18 protein-coding genes and 1 pseudogene are annotated in these 19,097 nt (G+C 60.5%); 11 read left to right on the top strand and 8 right to left on the bottom strand.

What is annotated here, in order from left to right:
* Positions 1-100: 100 nt before the first annotated feature.
* The 4 genes from CK910_RS15515 to sdhC form a co-directional block, all read right to left on the bottom strand.
* Positions 101-817, bottom strand: coding sequence for a succinate dehydrogenase iron-sulfur subunit (locus CK910_RS15515; protein WP_043136189.1), 717 nt, complete (start codon positions 815-817; stop codon positions 101-103).
* Between the two features lie 134 nt (positions 818-951).
* Positions 952-2,718: a succinate dehydrogenase flavoprotein subunit gene (sdhA, locus tag CK910_RS15510; protein WP_043136186.1), complete on the bottom strand. Its 1,767-nt coding sequence runs from the start codon at positions 2,716-2,718 to the stop codon at positions 952-954.
* A 1-nt stretch (position 2,719) separates the two neighbouring features.
* Positions 2,720-3,064, bottom strand: a complete 345-nt coding sequence (gene sdhD / locus CK910_RS15505; protein WP_098983897.1) for a succinate dehydrogenase, hydrophobic membrane anchor protein — start codon at positions 3,062-3,064, stop codon at positions 2,720-2,722.
* Positions 3,058-3,447 carry a succinate dehydrogenase cytochrome b556 subunit gene (gene sdhC, locus CK910_RS15500; RefSeq protein ID WP_011705795.1) on the bottom strand — a complete coding sequence of 130 codons (390 nt, stop codon included), beginning with the start codon at positions 3,445-3,447 and terminating at the stop codon, positions 3,058-3,060. The genes sdhD and sdhC overlap by 7 nt, the downstream gene beginning before the upstream one ends.
* A gap of 424 nt (positions 3,448-3,871) precedes the next feature.
* On the opposite strand from sdhC, the gene CK910_RS15495 reads away from it, so the two are divergent.
* The 3 genes from CK910_RS15495 (at position 3,872) to CK910_RS15485 (ending at position 6,189) form a co-directional block, all read left to right on the top strand.
* Positions 3,872-5,158 carry a citrate synthase gene (locus CK910_RS15495; RefSeq protein ID WP_042872295.1) on the top strand — a complete coding sequence of 429 codons (1,287 nt, stop codon included), beginning with the start codon at positions 3,872-3,874 and terminating at the stop codon, positions 5,156-5,158.
* A 95-nt stretch (positions 5,159-5,253) separates the two neighbouring features.
* Positions 5,254-5,574, top strand: a complete 321-nt coding sequence (locus CK910_RS15490; RefSeq protein WP_098983896.1) for a DUF4377 domain-containing protein — start codon at positions 5,254-5,256, stop codon at positions 5,572-5,574.
* Between the two features lie 120 nt (positions 5,575-5,694).
* Positions 5,695-6,189, top strand: a complete 495-nt coding sequence (locus tag CK910_RS15485) for a GNAT family N-acetyltransferase (protein WP_098983895.1) — start codon at positions 5,695-5,697, stop codon at positions 6,187-6,189.
* Positions 6,190-6,251: 62 nt separating this feature from the next.
* Here CK910_RS15485 and fabB read toward each other — a convergent pair whose 3' ends face one another.
* Complete coding sequence (gene fabB / locus CK910_RS15480; protein WP_043136178.1) at positions 6,252-7,463, bottom strand: beta-ketoacyl-ACP synthase I; 1,212 nt, start codon at positions 7,461-7,463, stop codon at positions 6,252-6,254.
* A gap of 90 nt (positions 7,464-7,553) precedes the next feature.
* On the opposite strand from fabB, the gene mnmC reads away from it, so the two are divergent.
* Complete coding sequence (mnmC, locus tag CK910_RS15475) at positions 7,554-9,572, top strand: bifunctional tRNA (5-methylaminomethyl-2-thiouridine)(34)-methyltransferase MnmD/FAD-dependent 5-carboxymethylaminomethyl-2-thiouridine(34) oxidoreductase MnmC (protein ID WP_172955332.1); 2,019 nt, start codon at positions 7,554-7,556, stop codon at positions 9,570-9,572.
* A gap of 89 nt (positions 9,573-9,661) precedes the next feature.
* Here mnmC and CK910_RS15470 read toward each other — a convergent pair whose 3' ends face one another.
* Entirely contained in the window at positions 9,662-10,261 is a 600-nt protein-coding gene (locus CK910_RS15470; protein WP_172955331.1) for a DUF922 domain-containing Zn-dependent protease, read from the bottom strand.
* A 336-nt stretch (positions 10,262-10,597) separates the two neighbouring features.
* Between CK910_RS15470 and dcuC the strand changes: the two genes are divergently transcribed.
* The 5 genes and pseudogenes from dcuC (at position 10,598) to CK910_RS15445 (ending at position 17,083) form a co-directional block, all read left to right on the top strand.
* Positions 10,598-11,950: an anaerobic C4-dicarboxylate transporter DcuC gene (gene dcuC / locus CK910_RS15465; RefSeq protein WP_065401788.1), complete on the top strand. Its 1,353-nt coding sequence runs from the start codon at positions 10,598-10,600 to the stop codon at positions 11,948-11,950.
* 144 nt (positions 11,951-12,094) lie between these two features.
* Positions 12,095-13,756 carry a bifunctional metallophosphatase/5'-nucleotidase gene (locus CK910_RS15460; protein ID WP_098983893.1) on the top strand — a complete coding sequence of 554 codons (1,662 nt, stop codon included), beginning with the start codon at positions 12,095-12,097 and terminating at the stop codon, positions 13,754-13,756.
* Positions 13,757-13,937: 181 nt separating this feature from the next.
* A pseudogene (locus tag CK910_RS15455) lies at positions 13,938-15,579 on the top strand (hypothetical protein).
* Between the two features lie 150 nt (positions 15,580-15,729).
* Positions 15,730-16,233 (top strand): M48 family metallopeptidase, encoded by a 504-nt coding sequence (locus tag CK910_RS15450; protein WP_098983892.1) that lies wholly within the window; start codon positions 15,730-15,732, stop codon positions 16,231-16,233.
* Positions 16,234-16,258: 25 nt separating this feature from the next.
* Positions 16,259-17,083, top strand: a complete 825-nt coding sequence (locus CK910_RS15445; protein ID WP_098983891.1) for a DUF2927 domain-containing protein — start codon at positions 16,259-16,261, stop codon at positions 17,081-17,083.
* Between the two features lie 150 nt (positions 17,084-17,233).
* Here the strand turns inward: CK910_RS15445 and CK910_RS15440 are convergent, their stop codons facing one another.
* A complete protein-coding gene (locus tag CK910_RS15440; protein WP_021140432.1) occupies positions 17,234-17,482 on the bottom strand; it encodes a DinI family protein in 249 nt (82 codons plus the stop codon).
* A gap of 277 nt (positions 17,483-17,759) precedes the next feature.
* Between CK910_RS15440 and CK910_RS15435 the strand changes: the two genes are divergently transcribed.
* Both CK910_RS15435 and ykgO read left to right on the top strand, forming a co-directional pair.
* Positions 17,760-18,029, top strand: a complete 270-nt coding sequence (locus CK910_RS15435) for a type B 50S ribosomal protein L31 (RefSeq protein ID WP_043556884.1) — start codon at positions 17,760-17,762, stop codon at positions 18,027-18,029.
* Entirely contained in the window at positions 18,026-18,151 is a 126-nt protein-coding gene (gene ykgO, locus CK910_RS15430; protein ID WP_005300174.1) for a type B 50S ribosomal protein L36, read from the top strand. Before CK910_RS15435 ends, ykgO begins: the two co-directional genes overlap by 4 nt.
* Positions 18,152-18,200: 49 nt before the next feature.
* Here ykgO and CK910_RS15425 read toward each other — a convergent pair whose 3' ends face one another.
* On the bottom strand, positions 18,201-19,067 hold the full coding sequence (locus CK910_RS15425; RefSeq protein WP_098983890.1) for a pirin family protein: 867 nt from the start codon (positions 19,065-19,067) through the stop codon (positions 18,201-18,203).
* Between the last annotated feature and the right edge of the window lie 30 nt (positions 19,068-19,097).

Genomic DNA, 19,097 nt, shown 5'->3' with positions numbered 1-19,097 from the left:
TCACTGCAGCGCAGCTTGTAGGGTTTAAATAGCCATCCAGCCATGGGGTTGGATGGCTATCCAGAGGTCGGGCCTGGCGCGTGACGCCCTGGCCCTGATACTAAACAGCCCGATTGAGCAGCATCGACTTGATCTGACCGATGGCCTTGGTCGGGTTCAAGCCCTTGGGACAGACGTTCACGCAGTTCATGATGCCGTGGCAACGGAACACGCTGAAGGCGTCATCCAGGTTACCCAGTCGTTCGCTGGCGGCGGTGTCGCGGCTGTCGGCCAACCAGCGATAGGCGGCGAGCAGCCCGGCCGGGCCGATGAACTTGTCCGGGTTCCACCAGAAGGAGGGGCAAGAGGTGGAGCAGCAGGCACAGAGAATACACTCGTACAGGCCATCCAGCTTGGCGCGCTCTTCGGGGGATTGCAGGTGCTCACGCACGGGCGGCAATTTCTCATCGTTGATGAGGAAGGGTTTGACCTTCTCCCACTGGGTGTAGAACTGGGTCATGTCGATCACCAGATCGCGGATCACCGGCAGGCCGGGCAAGGGGCGGATAACGACGTTATTGCCCTTCTTCAGCAGATCGGAGAGCGGGGTGATGCAGGCAAGACCGTTCTTGCCATTCATGTTGAGACCGTCTGATCCACAGACCCCTTCGCGGCAGGAGCGGCGGAAGGCGAGCGTGGGATCCAGCTCTTTCAGCTGGATCAGTGCATCGAGCACCATCATGTCGGAACCTTCAGGAATATCAAGACGATATTCCTTCATATAGGGGACGTTATCAACATCCGGATTGTATCTGTAGACAGAGAATGTGACGTTCATGTTGTTTGGCTCCGCAATCGTTAAGTCCGCACCTTGGGGAAGAGAGATGGGAATGCCTCCCACCTCTTCACAGACCGGCACATGCTGCGATAAGCCGACTGTCTGCTCTTCATGGTGCTTGTCTCCGCCATCGGTCAGTAAGTCCGGACCTTGGGTGGGAATGCCTCACGGGTTTTCGGAGACATGTTGACAGCGCGACGGGTCATGGACTCTGTGTCCGGATGATAGAGGCTATGGCACAGCCAGCCCTCATCGTCGCGATCCGGGAAATCGAAGCGGCTGTGGGCACCCCGACTCTCGGTACGGAAGTTGGCCGCCACCGCGGTGGCAAACGCCGTCTCCATCAGGTTGTCCAGCTCCAGGCACTCGATGCGCTGGGTGTTGAACTCCTTGGAAGTGTCGTCCAGACGGGCATTCTTCAGCCGCTCGCGGATGCGTTTCAGCTCGGCCAGCCCTTCGGCCATGGCGTCACCTTCACGGAACACGGAGAAGTTGTTCTGCATGCAGGTCTGCAGATCCTTGCGGATCTGGACCGGGTCTTCCCCGTCGCGGTTGTTTTCCCAGCGATTGAAACGGGCCAGCGCGGCGGCCAGATCAGACTCGGAAGCCTCACGACCATGTTCCATCTCACCCAGGGTATTGACCAGGTGCATGCCCGCAGCGCGGCCAAACACGATCAGATCCAGCAATGAGTTGCCGCCCAGACGGTTGGCTCCGTGCACGGAGACACAGGCTATCTCGCCCACCGCGAACAGACCGACCACGGGGACGTCATTGCCGTCCTTGTCCTGGGTCAGGCACTGGCCATTCACGTTGGTCGGCACGCCGCCCATCATGTAGTGGCAGGTAGGTATGATGGGGATGGGTTCCTTGACCGGATCCACGTGGGCGAAGGTGCGAGAGAGCTCGCAGATGCCAGGCAGACGGGACTCCAGCACCTCTTTGCCGAGGTGATCCAGCTTGAGCTTGATGTGCGGGCCCCAGGGACCGTCACAACCGCGGCCTTCGCGGATCTCGATCATGATGGAACGGGCCACCACGTCGCGACCGGCCAGATCCTTGGCGTTCGGCGCGTAACGCTCCATGAAGCGTTCGCCGTCTTTGTTGAGCAGATAGCCGCCTTCACCACGGCAGCCTTCGGTCACCAGCACCCCTGCCCCGGCGATGCCGGTCGGGTGGAACTGCCAGAACTCCATGTCCTGCACGCCGACCCCGGCGCGCAGCGCCATGCCGACGCCGTCACCCGTGTTGATATGGGCGTTGGTGGTGGACTGATAGATGCGACCGGCGCCGCCGGTGGCCAGCACGGTTGCCTTGGCCTTGAAGTAGACGACTTCGCCGCTCTCCATGTCGATGGCGGTGCAGCCAACGATGTGGCCGTCCTGGTTTTTCACCAGATCCAGCGCATACCACTCGGAGAAGACGGTGGTCTTGTTCTTGACGTTCTGCTGATAGAGGGTGTGCAGCAAAGCATGACCGGTACGGTCCGCTGCGGCTGCGGTACGAGCCGCCTGCTCGCCACCAAAATTCTTGGACTGGCCGCCAAACGGACGCTGGTAAACGGAGCCGTTGTCGAAGCGGGAGAAGGGCAAGCCCATGTTCTCCAGCTCATAGACGGCCTCGGGGCCCGTCTTGCACATGTATTCGATCGCTTCCTGGTCACCGATATAATCGGAGCCCTTGACGGTGTCATACATGTGCCATTGCCAGTTGTCGTCGTGGGCATTGCCCAGCGCAACCGTGATCCCGCCCTGGGCAGAAACCGTGTGAGAACGGGTCGGGAAGACCTTGGATAACAGAGCGCAGCTCTTGCCGGACTGGGCAATCTGCAGCGCGGCGCGCATGCCGGCGCCACCGGCACCGATCACGACCGCATCAAATTCACGAGTTGGAATAGTCACCTTACACCCCCCACAGCACAACGAAGCCGGTCATCAGGTAGACAAACAGCACCACTACCAAGGCAAATTGCAGCGCACCGCGCAGCCCCACCGGCTTGATATAGTCGGTCAGCACCTGCCACAGACCGATCCAGGCGTGGATCAGGACGCACAGCAGGGTCAACAGGGTGAATACCTTGGTGAAGGTTTTGGCGAAGAAGCCGGTCCACACCTCGTAGCTGATGTCATTGAACGCGACAAAGCCAACCAGATAGAGGACGTAAGCCGTCATGATGAGGGCGGTGGCGCGGATCAGGATGTAATCATGAACACCGCTGCGCCCGAATGTTGCAGAATTGATTACCATACCAGTACTCCCGCCAATACCGCCAAAACCGCGGTGATCACGAAGGCCACACGGGCACTCTGATTACCGGATTCCAGCTCTTCCCAATAGCCCATATCCATGACCAGATGACGCAGACCGCCCACAATGTGGTAAGCCAGCGCAGTCAGGATCCCCCACAACACGAATTTGACCAGGAAGTTGTCCATGATGGACACCACGGTTTCAAATCCTTCGGGAGAGGCGAGTGAAGTACCAAGCATCCACAGCAAGATAGAGAGCGCCACAAAGGTGATCACCCCTGAGACACGATGCAAGATGGAAGCGATGGCGGTGACAGGAAAGCTGATCGTCTGTAGGTCGAGGTTTACAGGTCTCTGTTTATTTTTCACGGCTTTGCCCACTCAGCTCCATTGAGCACGTTAGTTATTGTTTTTACACGCTTATGAGGGCACGGAGTGGCATTTGTTAGGTTTTTGTTACCAAAACAACTCAAAAAAGCCAAAAACAACATTTTCAATATCGCATCCGACTTTGCGCAAGCGTTTCAAACACCGACAGCCATCACCCACGAGGCGCAGTATATCGGCGGGCTTAACCAATGACAATCAATTAGCTACAAAGAAAACCCAAAACCGTAAACCAGATCTCACAACTCATTTAACAACTCATTAATGATCATCCAGAAAAATTGACAGCGCCCCTGAACTCTGTTTCAAATAAGGCGCTCCAGCCGCCCTGGTACGGGTCAGAACCTTTGCCAGCGTCATCAAACTCGTAATAAAGTAGAGCTGGAATCAAATTATAAAAGAGCAAAGGAGACGTGCTATGGCTGATAAGATAGCCACCCTACATCTGCCCGGTAAAGACCCGGTAGAACTACCGATCCTGTCAGGGACTGTCGGACCCGACGTGATCGACGTCAGAAAATTGGGCGCGCAAGGGTACTTCACCTTTGACCCCGGTTTTATGGCCACCGGTGCTTGTAAATCATCCATTACCTATATCGATGGCGATCAGGGTGTCTTGCTGCACCGTGGTTACCCCATCGCCCAGTTGGCCACCCAGGCCAGCTACCTCGAAGTCTGCTATATCCTGCTGTACGGCGAGGCGCCCACCAAGGCGCAGTACACAGAGTTCGAACGTCTGGTCACCCGCCATACCATGGTGCACGAGCAGATCGCCTTCTTCTTCCGCGGCTTCCGTCGTGACTCCCACCCCATGGCAATCATGTGTGGCGTGGTCAGTGCGCTGTCCGCCTTCTATCACGATGCGCTCGACATCAACAACGAAGAGCACCGTGAGATCTGTGCCTTCCGTCTGCTCTCCAAGATGCCGACCCTGGCCGCCATGTGCTACAAGTACTCCATCGGCCAGCCGTTCATGCAGCCGCGCAACGCCCTCTCCTATGCCGGCAACTTCCTGCACATGATGTTTGGCGTGCCGACCGAAGAGTACAAGGTCAACCCCATAGTCGAACGCGCCATGGACCGCATCTTCACCCTGCATGCGGATCACGAGCAGAACGCCTCCACCTCCACAGTGCGTCTGGCCGGCTCCTCCGGTGCCAACCCGTTTGCCTGCATCGCCGCCGGGATCGCCTCCCTGTGGGGACCGGCTCATGGCGGTGCCAACGAAGCCTGCCTCAAGATGCTCGAAGAGATAGGCTCTGTGGAGCGTATCCCCGAGTTCATCGGCCGCGCCAAGGACAAGAACGATCCCTTCCGTCTGATGGGCTTCGGTCATCGGGTCTACAAAAACCACGATCCCCGTGCCACCGTGATGCGCGAAACCTGCCACGAGGTACTGACCGAGCTGCAGATCAAGGATCCGCTGCTGGATGTAGCCATGGAGCTCGAGCGCATCGCGCTGTCGGACCCCTACTTCATCGAGAAGAAGCTCTACCCGAACGTGGACTTCTACTCCGGCATCATCATGAAGGCCATCGGCATCCCCATGTCCATGTTCACCGTGATCTTCGCCATCTCCCGCACCATCGGCTGGATTGCCCACTGGAACGAGATGCACTCGGACCCGGATCAGAAGATCGGCCGTCCCCGTCAGCTCTATACCGGCCTGGCCCAACGGGAATTCACCCCGCTCGATCAGCGTTGATGCGCTGAGTCGACATGGTTTGTTACCAAGGCGGTCATTGACCGCCTTTTTATTTGCCGCTCTAATGCCCCCTTTCGATTTAGAAGGAGTCCATCATGAGACCATTGTTCATCAGCGCCGCCCTGCTGCTCAGCGCCTGTCAGAGCGCACCGACCCCGTCACAGGGGGAAACCCTCTACATCAACAGCCAGCTGGTCGACTGCGTCGGTGTCGGCCCCATGCAGTGCATGCAGGTTCGCGGTGACGAGCAGCAGGCCTGGGCTCTCTTTTATCAGCAGATAGAAGGCTTTCAGTTTGAACCCGGCTACCAGTACCAGCTGACCGTCAGCAAGGAGCAACTCACCGACGTGCCGGCGGATGCCCCTTCCCTGCGTTATCGCCTGATCAAGCTGGTCAGCAAGCAGGCCGCTCGTTAAGACGCCGGCCATGAAAGGCATCGTTTGGAAATGATTGTTCAGTTCATGGCCGCATTCTGGTACGCTGGCTGACGCATACATTATTTAATCAGCGTACCCAGGCAGCGATGCCCCATGACTATGATCCAGATCCGCACTACCCGGGCCAATGACTGGCCCACCATCATGGCCATTCAGGATGAGTGTTATCACCAGCTGGATCCTGAACCCCTCGAGGTCATGAGCAACAAGGCCGAACTGGCTCCCGACTGCTGTTGGGTGGCCGAATATCAGGGCAAGGTACTGGGTTACCTGCTCTGCCATCCCTGGCGCGCCCATCAGCCCCCTTCCCTCTCGGTCCCCATGCAGACGCTGGCGGGGAACGACGAGTTCTATCTGCACGATCTGGCCGTGTCAGCGCAGGCGCGCGGCAAGGGCATAGGCCAGCGCTTGCTGGAGACAGCCCTCGCCTTCGCCAGCGATGAGGGTTACGAGCATGCCGGACTGGTGGCGGTGCAGGATGCCCCGGCCTTCTGGCGCAAGCAGGGCTTTGTACCCGCCAGGACCCCCAAATCGTTGGACGAGTACGGTGAGGGCGCCGTCTATATGCGGCTGCCCTTGACCGACCCCGCCTGAGGGTCGCCCGATTGCCAATAAAAAAGGCGCCTTGCGGCGCCTTTTTTCACATCATCGACTCATCAAGCCTTGAACTTGCTGAATACCAGGGAGGCGTTGGTACCGCCAAAGCCGAAGCTGTTGGACATGATGGTATTGAGATCGGCCGCTTCGTACTCGCGTACTATGGGCAGACCTTCAGCCTTCTCGTCCAGGGTCTCGATGTTGATGCTGGGGGCGATAAAACCATGCTCCATCATCAGCAAGGAGTAGACAGCTTCATGCACGCCGGCAGCGCCCAGCGCATGGCCAGTCATCGCCTTGGTGGCGGAGATCTTGGGACCCTTGGTGCCAAACAGAGTCTGGATGGCTTCCAGCTCCTTGGTGTCACCGACCGGGGTAGAGGTGCCGTGGGTGTTGATGTAATCCACCTTGCCAACACCCTGCATCGCCATCTTCATGCAACGCACGGCGCCTTCACCGCTCGGGGCAACCATGTCGTAGCCATCGGAGGTGGCACCGTAACCGGTCAGCTCGGCATAGATGTGAGCACCACGGGCCAGAGCATGTTCCAGCTCCTCGACCACCAGGATGCCGCCGCCACCTGAGATGACGAAACCATCGCGGTCGGCGTCATAGGTACGGGACGCTTTTTCCGGGGTGTCGTTGTACTTGGTGGACAGGGCGCCCATGGCGTCGAACTGTATGGTGGAGGACCAGTCCAGCTCTTCACCGCCGCCAGCGAAAACCACGTCCTGCTTGCCCAGCTGGATCAGTTCCATGGCGTGACCGATGCAGTGAGCAGAGGTGGCGCAGGCGGAACTGATGGAGTAGTTCACACCCTTGATCTTGAACGGCGTGGCCAGGCAAGCGGAGGTGGTGGAAGACATGGTGCGCGGCACCATGTAAGGGCCCACCCGCTTGACGCCTTTCTCGCGGGCAATGTCGCAAGACTCTGAGGTGTTCTTGCCGGAGGCACCACCGGAACCGACTACCAGGCCGGTACGCTCGTTGGAGACCTGATCTTCCGGCAGACCGGCATCTTCGATGGCCTGTTGCATGGAGAGATAGGCATAGGCCGCAGCGTCACCCATGAAACGCATGACTTTACGGTCGATCAGTTCAGACGGCTCGAGTTTGATGTTACCCCAGACACGGCTGCGCAGGTTGTGCTGCTCGAACTGCTCGGAATAGGTGATGCCGGATTTACCTGCTTTCAGGGAGGCCAGCACTTCTTCCTTGTTGTTGCCGATACTGGAGATGACGCCGATACCGGTGATCACTGCTCTTCTCATTAATTCATCTCGTCTGGAAAAACTGGCGCCAAGTCTACCCGCTTTCGGCTGCCAAACTGGTCTGCTTTCACGTAGAATGCCCGCGTTCTTATGACGCGAGCAGAGGAAAACGTGAGTCAAACATCCTTACATCATGCCCGATTGGACTGGAATGAAGCGGGAACTCCAGTCTCCAGTGACTTCGGGGATGTGTACTTTTCCAATGATAACGGTCTAAGTGAAACCCGCTACGTCTTTTTGCAGCAAAATCGGTTGCCAGCGCGATTTTCGCACCACGATAGTGACAGTTTCGTGATAGGTGAAACAGGTTTCGGCACAGGCCTTAACTTTCTGGCGACAATGGCCGCCTTCCTGGAACAGGCGCCCCAATCCGGCAACGGCTCGCGCCTGCACTTCATCAGTTTCGAGAAATACCCCCTCACCCAGCGCGATTTGAGCAAGGCGCTGGCGGCCTGGCCCGAGCTTGCTCCCTTGAGCCAGGATCTCATCGCCCAGTGGCCGCTGCCGATCCAGGGCTGCCATCGCCTGCAGTTTGCCAAGGGCCGCATCCGGCTCGATCTCTGGTTTGGCGACATCAAGGAGATGTTGCCGCAAGTCCCCCATCAGGAGGGCGGGCTGGTGGATGCCTGGTATCTGGATGGCTTCTCCCCCGCCAAGAACCCCGAGATGTGGACGCAAGCGCTGTTCGATGGCCTGGCCCGTCTCGCTCGCCCCGACGCCTCCATTGCCACCTTTACCTGCGCCGGCTTCGTGCGCCGCGGCCTGATTGCCGCCGGCTTTGCCATGAAGAAGGTCAAGGGCCACGGCAGCAAGCGGGAGATGCTGATAGGGGATCGCACCGACAAGCAACCGGTGCAGACCATAGCCCCCTGGTATGCCCGCCCCGCAGGCCCGGACGGCGAGGTGCTGATCATAGGTGGCGGCATCGCCTCGGCCATGACGGCGCTCTCGCTGGTGGAGCGGGGCCGCAGGGTGACGCTCCTGTGCGAAGGCCGCGAGCCTGCCACCGGTGCCTCCGGCAACCGACAGGGCGCCCTCTATCCCTTGCTCAATGGCGAGCACGATGCGCTGTCGCGCTTCTATTCGCTGGCCTTTGGCTATGCGCGCCAGCGGCTGCTGGCCCTGGCCGAGCGCCACCCCATCGCCTTCGATCTGTGCGGCGTGGTACAGCTCGGCTATGACGACAAATCCAGCGCCAAGCTGGCCAAGATGGGTCAGGGCCCCTTCCCCCCCGAGCTGATGCACTCCCTTTCGGCCACAGAGGCCGAACGGATCGCGGGCCTGCCCAGCGGCCATAGCGGCGTCAGCTATCCGCTGGGGGGCTGGCTCTGTCCGGCCGATCTCACCCGCGCGGCCATCAGGGAGGCGCAGGCCAGCGGCCTGCTGCAGGTGGAATATAACACCCCCATCACGACGATCGATGAGCTGGCGGATGGCTGGCGGGTGGAGAGCGACACCGGCCGCCAATGGCAGGCTCCCATTCTGGTGGTCGCCGCCGGCCACCAGTTGCCCGCCCTGCTGCCCTTTGCCGAACTGCCGCTCTATCCGGTGCGCGGCCAGGTGAGCCATGTGCCGACCACGGCCAGTTTGAGCCGGCTCAAGACGGTGCTCTGTTACGACGGCTACCTCACCCCCGCGCACAACCACCAGCACTGCATCGGCGCCAGCTACGGCCGCAACCAGAACAGCCTCGAGTTTCGCGCAGAAGAACAGCAGCAGAACCAGGCCAGGCTGCAAGCCTGCCTGCCGGATCAGAGCTGGCCAGCCGAAGTGGATATCAGTGGCAATGAGGCGCGGGTGGGTGTGCGCTGCGCCAGTCGGGATCACCTGCCGGTGGTGGGGCCAATCGCCAGATTGACAAACCTGGCGGATCACTACGCCCAGCTTCAGCGTGATCAGCAAAACGCAGCACCACTGCCGCTGCACCCCGGCCTCTATGTGCTGGGGGCGCTCGGCTCACGGGGCCTCTGCTCGGCACCGCTATGTGGTGAGCTGCTCGCCAGCGAGATCTGTGGCGATCCACTACCGCTATCTGCCGATCTGCTGGAGGCGCTCCATCCGGCGCGCTACTGGGTGCGCAAGCTGCTCAAGGGCAAACCCCTCAACTGACCGCCAGCCCCGGTTGGCGGTTCCAGTCCAATAAAAACGGGCTCCCTGATGGGAGCCCGTTTTTATCTCAGTCAACAGCGACCGATGCGCTAGATGCCCTTGGGCCAGATCAGCCCCAATTTGCGGCCGTGATCCGTCTGCTGCTGCAACCGGGTGAAACGCTCGCGCGAGCTGGCCAGCACCCCCTGCCCCTGTTGCCAGGCCTGATATTGCAGGGCGGCGCAATCGCGCTCCACCGGCAGTTGTGCCAGCTGGATGCCAAGCTGGCTGACGCTTTCCAGCAAGATGTCCTTGTGACGGCTCTCATAGTCGAACATGGCGGCCACCAGCTTGTCCCACTTCTGGCGCTCGGCGGCGGAAGCCCTGGCCTTGTCCATCCAGTTCGGCACCATCACCTTGATCCGGGTGGTGACCCTGACCTGCTCCAGCGCGCAGCGATCGACCTCGGGGCGGGTCTGCAACTGCCAGGAAAGTTGGTAGCTGGCCATGCCGATATGGCCTCTGGCCTGGGTTTGTCCCTGCTTTGCTATCTGGCGGGCCACGCTGACCACATCCGGTCCAAAAACCCGGTAAAACTGGAAATCAACCTTGATGTCAGGCGCGACCTTGATGCCGGCATAACGGGAACTTTCGGCCCCTGCCGCGGCGGCATACAACAAGGCTGCCACCATGAAAACTTTGCTGACCATTCCCATTTCTGCTGCCTTGACCTCGTTGATGACCGGGGTGTTATTTTAATTAATAATCAACGTATTAATACTCGAAGCAGGAGATTAACCGCGATCCCCGCGACTGTCACCTACTCCCGTCACAAAGCCTAAGTGTCAGGTTGACAAGTCGCAACCCCGCGCCTTCATTGATTTGCAAGCAAGATCACAAGTGATGATGGACATCATGGTGGCTTACCCCTTATTGGATAATAATCACCGAGTTTTATGTCGATACAGTTCGGGATTGGCCAGATTAACCTCCAAGTTGACGCCAAAAATGTATCCACCTTCATTTCGTACTCAGGAACTCACTCTATGATGGAACTCCTTATTGGCACCCTGGTCACCCTGGCCGTGGGTCGCTACATCTTCAAGGGCTACTCGGCCACCGGGGTGCTGCTCAGCGGCGGTCTGCTGCTGCTGACCATTACCGCCCTGATGGGCAAGGCGGTACTGCCTGCCAGCGTCACCTCCACCGGTCACGTGGCCACCGATGTCTTTGAATATGTGCGCTTCCTGCTGGTGGATCGTGGCGGTGGCCTTGGCATGCTGATCATGGTGTTGTGCGGCTTCGCCGGCTACATGAGCCACATAGGCGCCAACACCATCTTGGTGAAGCTGGCCAGCAAACCGCTCGGCATCATCAAGTCCCCCTACATATTGCTGGTCGCCGCCTATCTGGTGGCCTGTGCCATGTCGCTGGCGGTGAGTTCGGCGACCGGCCTCGGCGTGCTGCTGATGGCCACCCTGTTCCCGCTGATGGTCAACATGGGGATCTCCCGTGGCGCGGCGGCGGCGGTGTGCGCCTCCCCGGCCGCCATCATACTGGCGCCCACCTCGGGGGATGTGGTGATGGCCGCCCAGGCCGCCAACATGGAGCTGCTCGACTTTGCCTTCAAGCTGACCCTGCCCATCTCGCTGGTGGCCATCGCCGCCATGGCGGTGACCCACTTCTTCTGGCAGCGCTATCTGGACCAGAAATCGGGCGAGCACAACGAGCCTGTCGCCCCGAGCGATCTCATCACCGATGCCCCCGGCTTCTACGCCATACTGCCGTTCACCCCCATCATAGGCGTGCTGCTGTTTGACGGAAAACTGGGTCCCAAGCTCGACATAGTGACCATCATCGTCATCTGTCTGGTGCTGGCCGCCCTGCTGGAACTGGTGCGCAAACGCAATGGCAAAGAGCTGCTCGACGGTCTGCAGGTGTGCTGGCGCAGCATGGCTGACGCCTTCGCTGGCGTAGTCATGCTGCTGGTGGGTGCCGGTGTGTTTGCCCAGGGTCTGATGGGGCTCGGCTTCATCGCAAATCTGCTGGATCTGGCCCAGAGCTTTGGCACAGGCGGCATCGTCATCATGCTGGTTCTGGTGGTCATCACCACATTGGCGGCCTTTACCACGGGTTCCGGCAACGCCCCCTTCTACGCCTTCGTGGAGCTGATCCCCCATCTTGCCACCAGTCTGGGCGTCAATCCCGCCTACCTGGTCATCCCCATGCTGCAGGCCTCCAACCTGGGCCGCACCATATCCCCGGTCTCCGGCGTGGTGGTCGCCTGTGCGGGCATGGGCAACCTCTCTCCGTTCGAGGTGGTCAAGCGCACCTCGGTGCCGGTCGCCGTCGGCCTGGTGGTGGTGATCCTCGCTACCCAGATCATGGTCCCCGCCTGACATTCGACCTGAATCAGCGGGGGCCTGACCCAGGGCCCCGCCTGATCTGGCGATTGTCTCACCAGCCCGGCGTCCTGCCGGGCTGGTATCTTCCCCCGAGCTTGGAGTAGACTCTGTGCTCTTTTTTCTCTAAGGAGGACCGAGATGAGTATTACGGTTCAACTTGCCCATTTCAGTGACTGCCACTCCCATTTCGATGGCGCCCCCATGCGCTTCTCCCCCGTTGGCGAGTCCGAGTGGCGCACTCAGTGTGGCGGCTATGCCCGCATCCTTTCCCGACTCACCGCCCTGCGCCAGCAGGCAGACGCGGCGGGTCAGACCTGCCTGTTCCTGCACGGCGGTGACACCTTCCAGGGTTCGCTCTATTTCAACCGTTTCAAGGGGCGCGCCAACGCAGATCTGCTGGGCCTGCTGCGACCGGATGCCATGGTGATCGGTAATCATGAGTTCGATCTGGGCAACGGTCCTCTGGTGGAGTTTTTGCGCCAGCTCGACTTCCCTGTGCTGGCCGCCAACCTGGACAGCAGTCAGGAACCGGCCGATGCCCCGTTGCGGCTGAGGGGTCTGCCCATGCTGCATGATGCCAGCCGCCCCTGGCACAAGCGCATCATAGACGGCGTGCCCTTCGCCCTGCTCGGTATCACGCTGCCGCAGATGGCCGCCATCGCCAACCCGGATGCCTATACCCATTTTCACGGTATAGAGGAGACCCTGGTCGCTGCGCTGGCGGAGATCAAGGCCGAAGGCATACACCACATCATCTTGCTGAGCCACCTGGGGCTGGAGCAGGATAAGCGTCTGGCGGCCCGCTTTCCCGAACTCAGCCTCATCATAGGCGGCCACACCCACAGTCAGCTGGGGGATCTGGCTCCACTCGGGCTCGAGAGCGACGGCAGCTATCCGCTGATGGTGAACGAGGTGGCGATATTGCACGCGGCCCACAGCGCGCTCTGTCTCGGGGTGTGCGAGCTGGAATTTGACGCCCGTGGCCGGGTGCAACGCAGTCAGGGCCAGCTGGAGTGGTTGCCATGGCAACCCTGGCCGTTTGCCTCTGTGCCGCCGGCCGGACTGCACTTCTGCGAACCGGCTCCCGCACTGGAGCTGCATCTGGCCAAGCGCTATCGGCCCGAGCTCGAGACCATGACCCAGCGCATCGTGACCCGGCTCGCCGGGCCGCTGCACCATCAGCGCCTGCCCGATGCCAATTTGCCCGCCGGCAGCCAGGTTGCCCCCCTGGTGGCCCACGCCATGCTGACCGGCGCTCGCGAGCAGGTCGGTCAGGTGGATTTCGCCCTGCACAACGCCGGGGGCGTGCGCTGCTCCCTCGAACCCGGCCCCTTGAGCGAGGCGGACATCGCCGGTCGCCTGCTGCCCTTTGCCATTCCGCTCACCCTCTATCGGGTGCACGGCCATGAACTGGCCGAGGCGCTGGAGGGGGCCATCGACAACGCCACCAACAACGGCGTGACGGGCAACGGCAGCGGCAGCTTTCCTTATACTGCCGGGGTCCGTTTCAGCTACCAGGCAGACAAGCCCAAGGGGGCCAGGATCACCCGGCTGGAGTGGGAGGCGAGCCCAGGTCAGTGGCAGCCGGTCGAGGCAGATGCCATCTATCGTGGCGTCTCAAGCGCCTATACCGCCTCCGGCAAGGAGGGCTACACGGCGCTGGCCCGCACCCTGACCCAGCACAATCAGGAGCTCGGCATCACGCTGGCGGATGCCTTCATCCGCTGGGCCCGCTATCTGCCCGAGCTGAGTGTCATGCCGCCGCTGCTGGCGTATCAGGGCCCTGGCATCGTGTCTTGACCCCTGGGGGACTCAGGCCACAGCTTCTGCCGCGTTTGTCATGAAAAAGTGCCGCTTTCTTGCCAGAAGGCGGCACTTTTGCAAATTATTTCAAGCACATCTCCCTCGCCCATTGCATAGCGCAGTCAGGCTCGGCAAGATAGGCCCGCTTTCGAGACTTCCCAGCAGGAACAGGTCACCCATGAATCATGCCATCCGTTTTACCCCTCCTCGTGTCAATCCGGGCCTGCGGCCCTTGGTGATCCTGCTCACCGGCCTGCTGGCCTTGCTGTTCTGCCTGCGCAACCCGCTGTTTCATGGCATGGCTCCCGGCTTCGATGCGTCCTTGTTTGCTGTGATGGGCAAGATGTGGAGTGAGGGGGGCGTGCTCTATCGGGACATGATCGACATCAAGGGCCCCATGATCTTCGCCCTCGATGCACTCGGCTACAACCTGGCTGGCTTCTTCGGGATCTGGCTGCTGGAGTGGGCGCTCTGCTGGCTCGGTCTGCTGGCCAGCTGGCAGGCATTCGGCCAGCTCGGCCTCCCTGCGCGCCCGCCTAGGCACCATGCTGGCGGTGCTGGCGCTCTACAGCACCCGTTATTACTACGGCAACATGACCGAGGACTGGACCTTCCATCTGGCCCTCCTCGCCCAGTGGGCCTTCATCACCATGCTGCTGGACAAGCGCTTCAGCTGGGGACCGGCTCTGGTGGCGGCGCTGACCTTCGCCATCGTGGCCTGGATGCGCACCAACAACGGCGCTTTCTGGGGCGCCTGGTATCTGGTGCTGTTCTGCCACTGGTGCCTGCGCGAGCAGTGGCGCTGCGCCTTCGCCCTGCTCTTCTCCAGCCTGCTGGGTCTGGCCCTGATAGGCGGCCCCCTGTTCGCCTACTTCCAGCACCACAGCCTGCTGGCCGAATTCAAATATTACGCCTTCGACATCTTCTTCGAGGGCAGCTACGGCAACGGCTTCTCGCCGGATGTGGGCAGCGTCGGCCTGCTGCGTACCGGCCTCATCATGCTGCTGCCCGCCTTCATCGTACTCATGATGGGCCGGCGGCAGGAGTGGTATCTGCCCGCTCTGTGCGCCACCCTGTTCGGCGTGGTGTTTACCCTGGTCGCCAACTCCGTCTCCGGCCATGTGTTCGATCACTACGACGTGCTCTATCTGCCGCTGGCCCTGCTGCCGCTCGCCTGCCTGCTGGATCGCAGCGAACAGCAGGCCGATGGCCTCGGCCTGCTCTGCATCTCGCTGGTGGTACTGACCGCCAGCTGGCTGCTGGCCCAGCAGCTCGGATACGGCTGGAGCACCAAGGAGTGGTCGCTGGAGCGGGTGCGGGAAGTGCTCGGCAACAGCCTGTTGTGGGCCCTGCCCGTGCTGATCCTGGTGCCCCTGTGGCGCGCCTGGGATGTGCGCAGTGCCACCCCCTGGCTCGCCTCGCTGGCCATGCTGGCCCTGCTGCTCAACAACGCCTGGGAAGGCAGCCTGAAGGGCAGGCCGTTCAACCCGCCGGCCCAGGTACGGGTCGATCGGATCAAGGCCGAAACCGGCCCGACCGACAAGATCTGGGTCGATGGCATACAGCCGCAATATTATCTGTGGACCGATCGCCAGCCGGCCTCCGCCTATCTCTTCTTTGCCAACGTCAATCCGCCCTACGACGTGCGTGAACGTGTGCTGGCCGACATCAAGCGCCAGAGTCCCAAGTTCATCATCGCCAAGCCGGAACGGATTGCCGACGAGCTGAAAAAACCGAGTTCCCCTTCCAGCCTCGCCTTCTATCAATATCTGGTGAGCCAGTATGAAGAGGTGGACCCGGGCCTCTATCGCAGGCGCTGATCCCGCACCATCGCCAGTAAGGGCCGTCATTGATCACAGTGACGGCCCTTTTGTTTGGACGAACACACACCGGGAAGGGAGCAAGCCCTACCCAAGCCGAGACAGGATGACTACAATGGCGCTCTTTTTTGATATGACGAGTGACAAACCATGGTGGAACTGACCTATCTCGGGGGCTACCCGGACCAGCTCAAGGCCCAGGTACAACAGCTGATCGCGGCCGGCAAGCTGGGCGACATGCTGGAGAAACGCTACCCGGACAGCCACCTGATCCAGAGTGACAAGGCGCTGCTGGGTTACGCCATGGAGTTGAAGAACCGCTATCTGAAAAGCTCGGCGCCGCTGTCCAAGGTGATCTTCGATGGCAAGATCAACGTGATCAAGGATGCCCTCGGCCTGCACACCTATGTCAGCCGGGTGCAGGGCAACAAGCTCAAGGCCAAGAACGAGATCCGCATCGCCGCCCTGTTCAAGGAGGCTCACCCCGCCTTCCTGAAGATGATAGTGGTGCACGAGCTGGCCCACCTGAAGGAGAAGGATCACAACAAGGCCTTCTACCAGCTCTGTCAACACATGGAGCCGGACTATCATCAACTGGAGTTTGATCTCAGGCTCTGGCTCACCTGGCGCGATCTCGAGCGTGCCGCACGCTGACTGACTGCCGTTTCAAGGAGGAAACATGATCCCGTTGCGCCATCCGCTGCTGCCCCGTGCCCGCACACTCAAGGGCTGCTTGATGGGTGTGTGGAGCCTGGTGATGCTGCTCCCGTCACTTCCCCTGCACGCCGCCGAACGCTGGCAGAGCGATGCCTATCTGACTCAAAGCTTCTTCGAAGTCGCCATGAAACGGGAATATGGCCACGAGCAGGGGGTACGCTTCTCCCGCTGGCAGCAGCCCATCCGTCTCAGGCTCATCAACGAATTTGGCGACAAGCCGCTGCAGGCCGAGGTGGTCAAGATCCAGAGCCAGCATCTGGCCAGCATCATAGGTCGCCCCATCACGCTGGTGAACGACAAAGCCAACATCACCCTGATCATGACCCAGCGCTCGCAGATGGCGAGCTGGGCCAGCCGCACCATGGGCCAGGATGCCTCCATCAAGACGGCGCTCAAGGAGGGGCTGTGCATGGCCAATTTCGCCACCAATGCCCGCCATGAGATAGCCCGCGCCACCATCATCATTCCGGTGGATTACAGCCGGGCCAAGGGGCGTTTTCTCGATTGCGTGGTGGAGGAACTCACCCAGGTGATGGGGCTGCCCAACGACTCGGACAAGGTGTTTCCCTCCATCTTCAACGACAACAGCATCGACAGCTTCCCGACCGGACTCGACTATGTGCTGCTCAAGCTCGCCTATCACCCCGCCCTGCAGGCCGGCATGACGGCCGCCGAGATACGCGCCGCCCTGCCCGACGCCATCAAGGCGCTACGCACCCATGGCGAGATAGCCCAGGCCGACCAGCGGGTGCAGGTCAATAGCCTCAAGCACTGGGCCGGGTTGTAAGGCGCGGGCTCCCCCTTCCTGCATGGGGTGAACAGGCCAATCCCCGAGTGATCAGAAACGAAAAACGCAGCCCGGGGCTGCGTTTTCTCTGATCCGGATTGAGTCAGGCTGGCGCCTGCCATACACGACTCTCGCGGCTGCCAGCGAGCCTCAGGAGGCGGCGTTTTCCGGCATCCAGCTGTCGGCGTTCTCCCACACCTCCTGCACCATGGCCTCTGCCAGCTCCTTGTCTTCCTTGCTGGCACGGCTGACCGTCATCGCCATGGCGCCGCCCGGCGCGACCCGTACATGCAGGTCGGGGAATTTCTCGCCCAACTGCTTGAGCAACTCCTGACGCAGCGCCTCCATGGTGGTGGTAGGGATCTGATGTTTCTTGTCGATGATGATTTCCAGACGCATAGGATAAGTCTCCATGATTTATACCTGTATTTTTATACAGTAAAAATCAAAAGTAAAGGGGGCATTATCTGCTTCCCCAGACAGGCCTTCAACCAAAGTCGCAGCGACGCGGCAGATAACCGGACTTCCCCGCTCCCAGGCGGTGCACGCCAGCCGGTTTTTCCTCTATGCCGGTCCGGCCCCCAGGTGTCATTCCAAAAATTTGTTGATATTCATTCTCAACAGGAGCATGATTTAATTGTTATAAGATAACATATCAATTCATTGAGCGAGTATCATGCGTCCCGACATACACCCCGAATACCGCCAGGTCCTGTTCCACGACCTGACAGGCAACACCTATTTTCTGGTGGGTTCCACCCTCAAGACAGATCGCACCAAATTGTGGGAAGACGGCAAGACCTATCCCTATGTGACCCTGGATGTCTCCAGCGCGTCACACCCCTTCTACACCGGCAAACAGAAGCAGGTCAGCAAGGAAGGTCAGGTTGCCCGTTTCGGCCAGCGCTTTGGTCAGTTCTTCAACAAAGGAAAAGACAAGTCATGAAAGTGCTCTCCTCCCTCAAATCAGCCAAGTCGCGCCATCCGGATTGCCAGATTGTCCGCCGTCGCGGCAAGCTGTTCGTGATCTGTAAGAGCAACCCCAGGTTCAAGGCTCGCCAGCGCTGACCGCAGCACAATAAAAACAAGGCCCTCATGCGAGGGCCTTGTCAATTTATCACTCCGGCATCACGCCGAATCTGCCGCTGTTGAAGTCATCGATGGCCTGCACTATCTCCTCCTGGCTGTTCATCACGAAGGGGCCGTGACCCACTATGGGCTCCTCGATGGGCTCACCGCTGAGCAGCAGCACCACAGCCTCGCTGTTTGCCTCGATCATGACCTGCCGCCCCGCCCTGTCCAGCACCACCATCTGCGCCTCCCGGGCAATGGCGCTGCCGTTGACCTGCACGGTCCCCTTCAACACGACGAGCGCGCCGGTCCAGCTTTCGGGCAACTCGAATGTGCTGACGCTGCTCTGCACCAGCCGCAGATCCCAGACATGCAGCGGGCTGAAGGTTCGGGCCGGGCCGCTGTGCCCCTCGAATTCCCCGGCGATGACCCGCACTGTGCCTGCGCCCTGGGCCAGCGCCACCGTTGGAATATCCCGATCGAAGATGGCCTGATAGCCGGGCGGCGTCATCTTGTGCCGGCTCGGCAGGTTCACCCACAGCTGCACCATCTCGAGCTCGCCGCCCGACTCGCTGAAGGCCGGGGCGTGAAATTCTTCGTGCAGGATACCGGCACCGGCGGTCATCCACTGCACGTCACCCGGGCCTATCACGCCGCCCTGACCGGTCGAATCCCGGTGCGCCACTTCGCCCTTGTAGACGATGGTCACCGTCTCGAAGCCGCGATGGGGATGCTGACCCACGCCGCGCGGCTGGCTGGTCGGCGTAAAATTGGCCGGGCCGGCATAGTCGAGCAGCAGGAAGGGGCTCAGTTGCTTGCCGTGGCGGCTGTATGAGAAGAGGGAGCGAACGGGGAAGCCGTCGCCAACCCAGTGAGGGCGGGGTGCGCTGTAGACGCCGAGGATCTTTTTCATCTGTAGCTCCTGAATTATCCGGTGGATTTC

The sequence above is a fragment of the Aeromonas sp. CA23 genome (assembly GCF_002587065.1).
Taxonomy (GTDB): domain Bacteria; phylum Pseudomonadota; class Gammaproteobacteria; order Enterobacterales; family Aeromonadaceae; genus Aeromonas; species Aeromonas bestiarum.
Note: the sequence above shows the minus strand (reverse complement) of the source record. Positions and strands in the feature narration are given on the sequence as shown.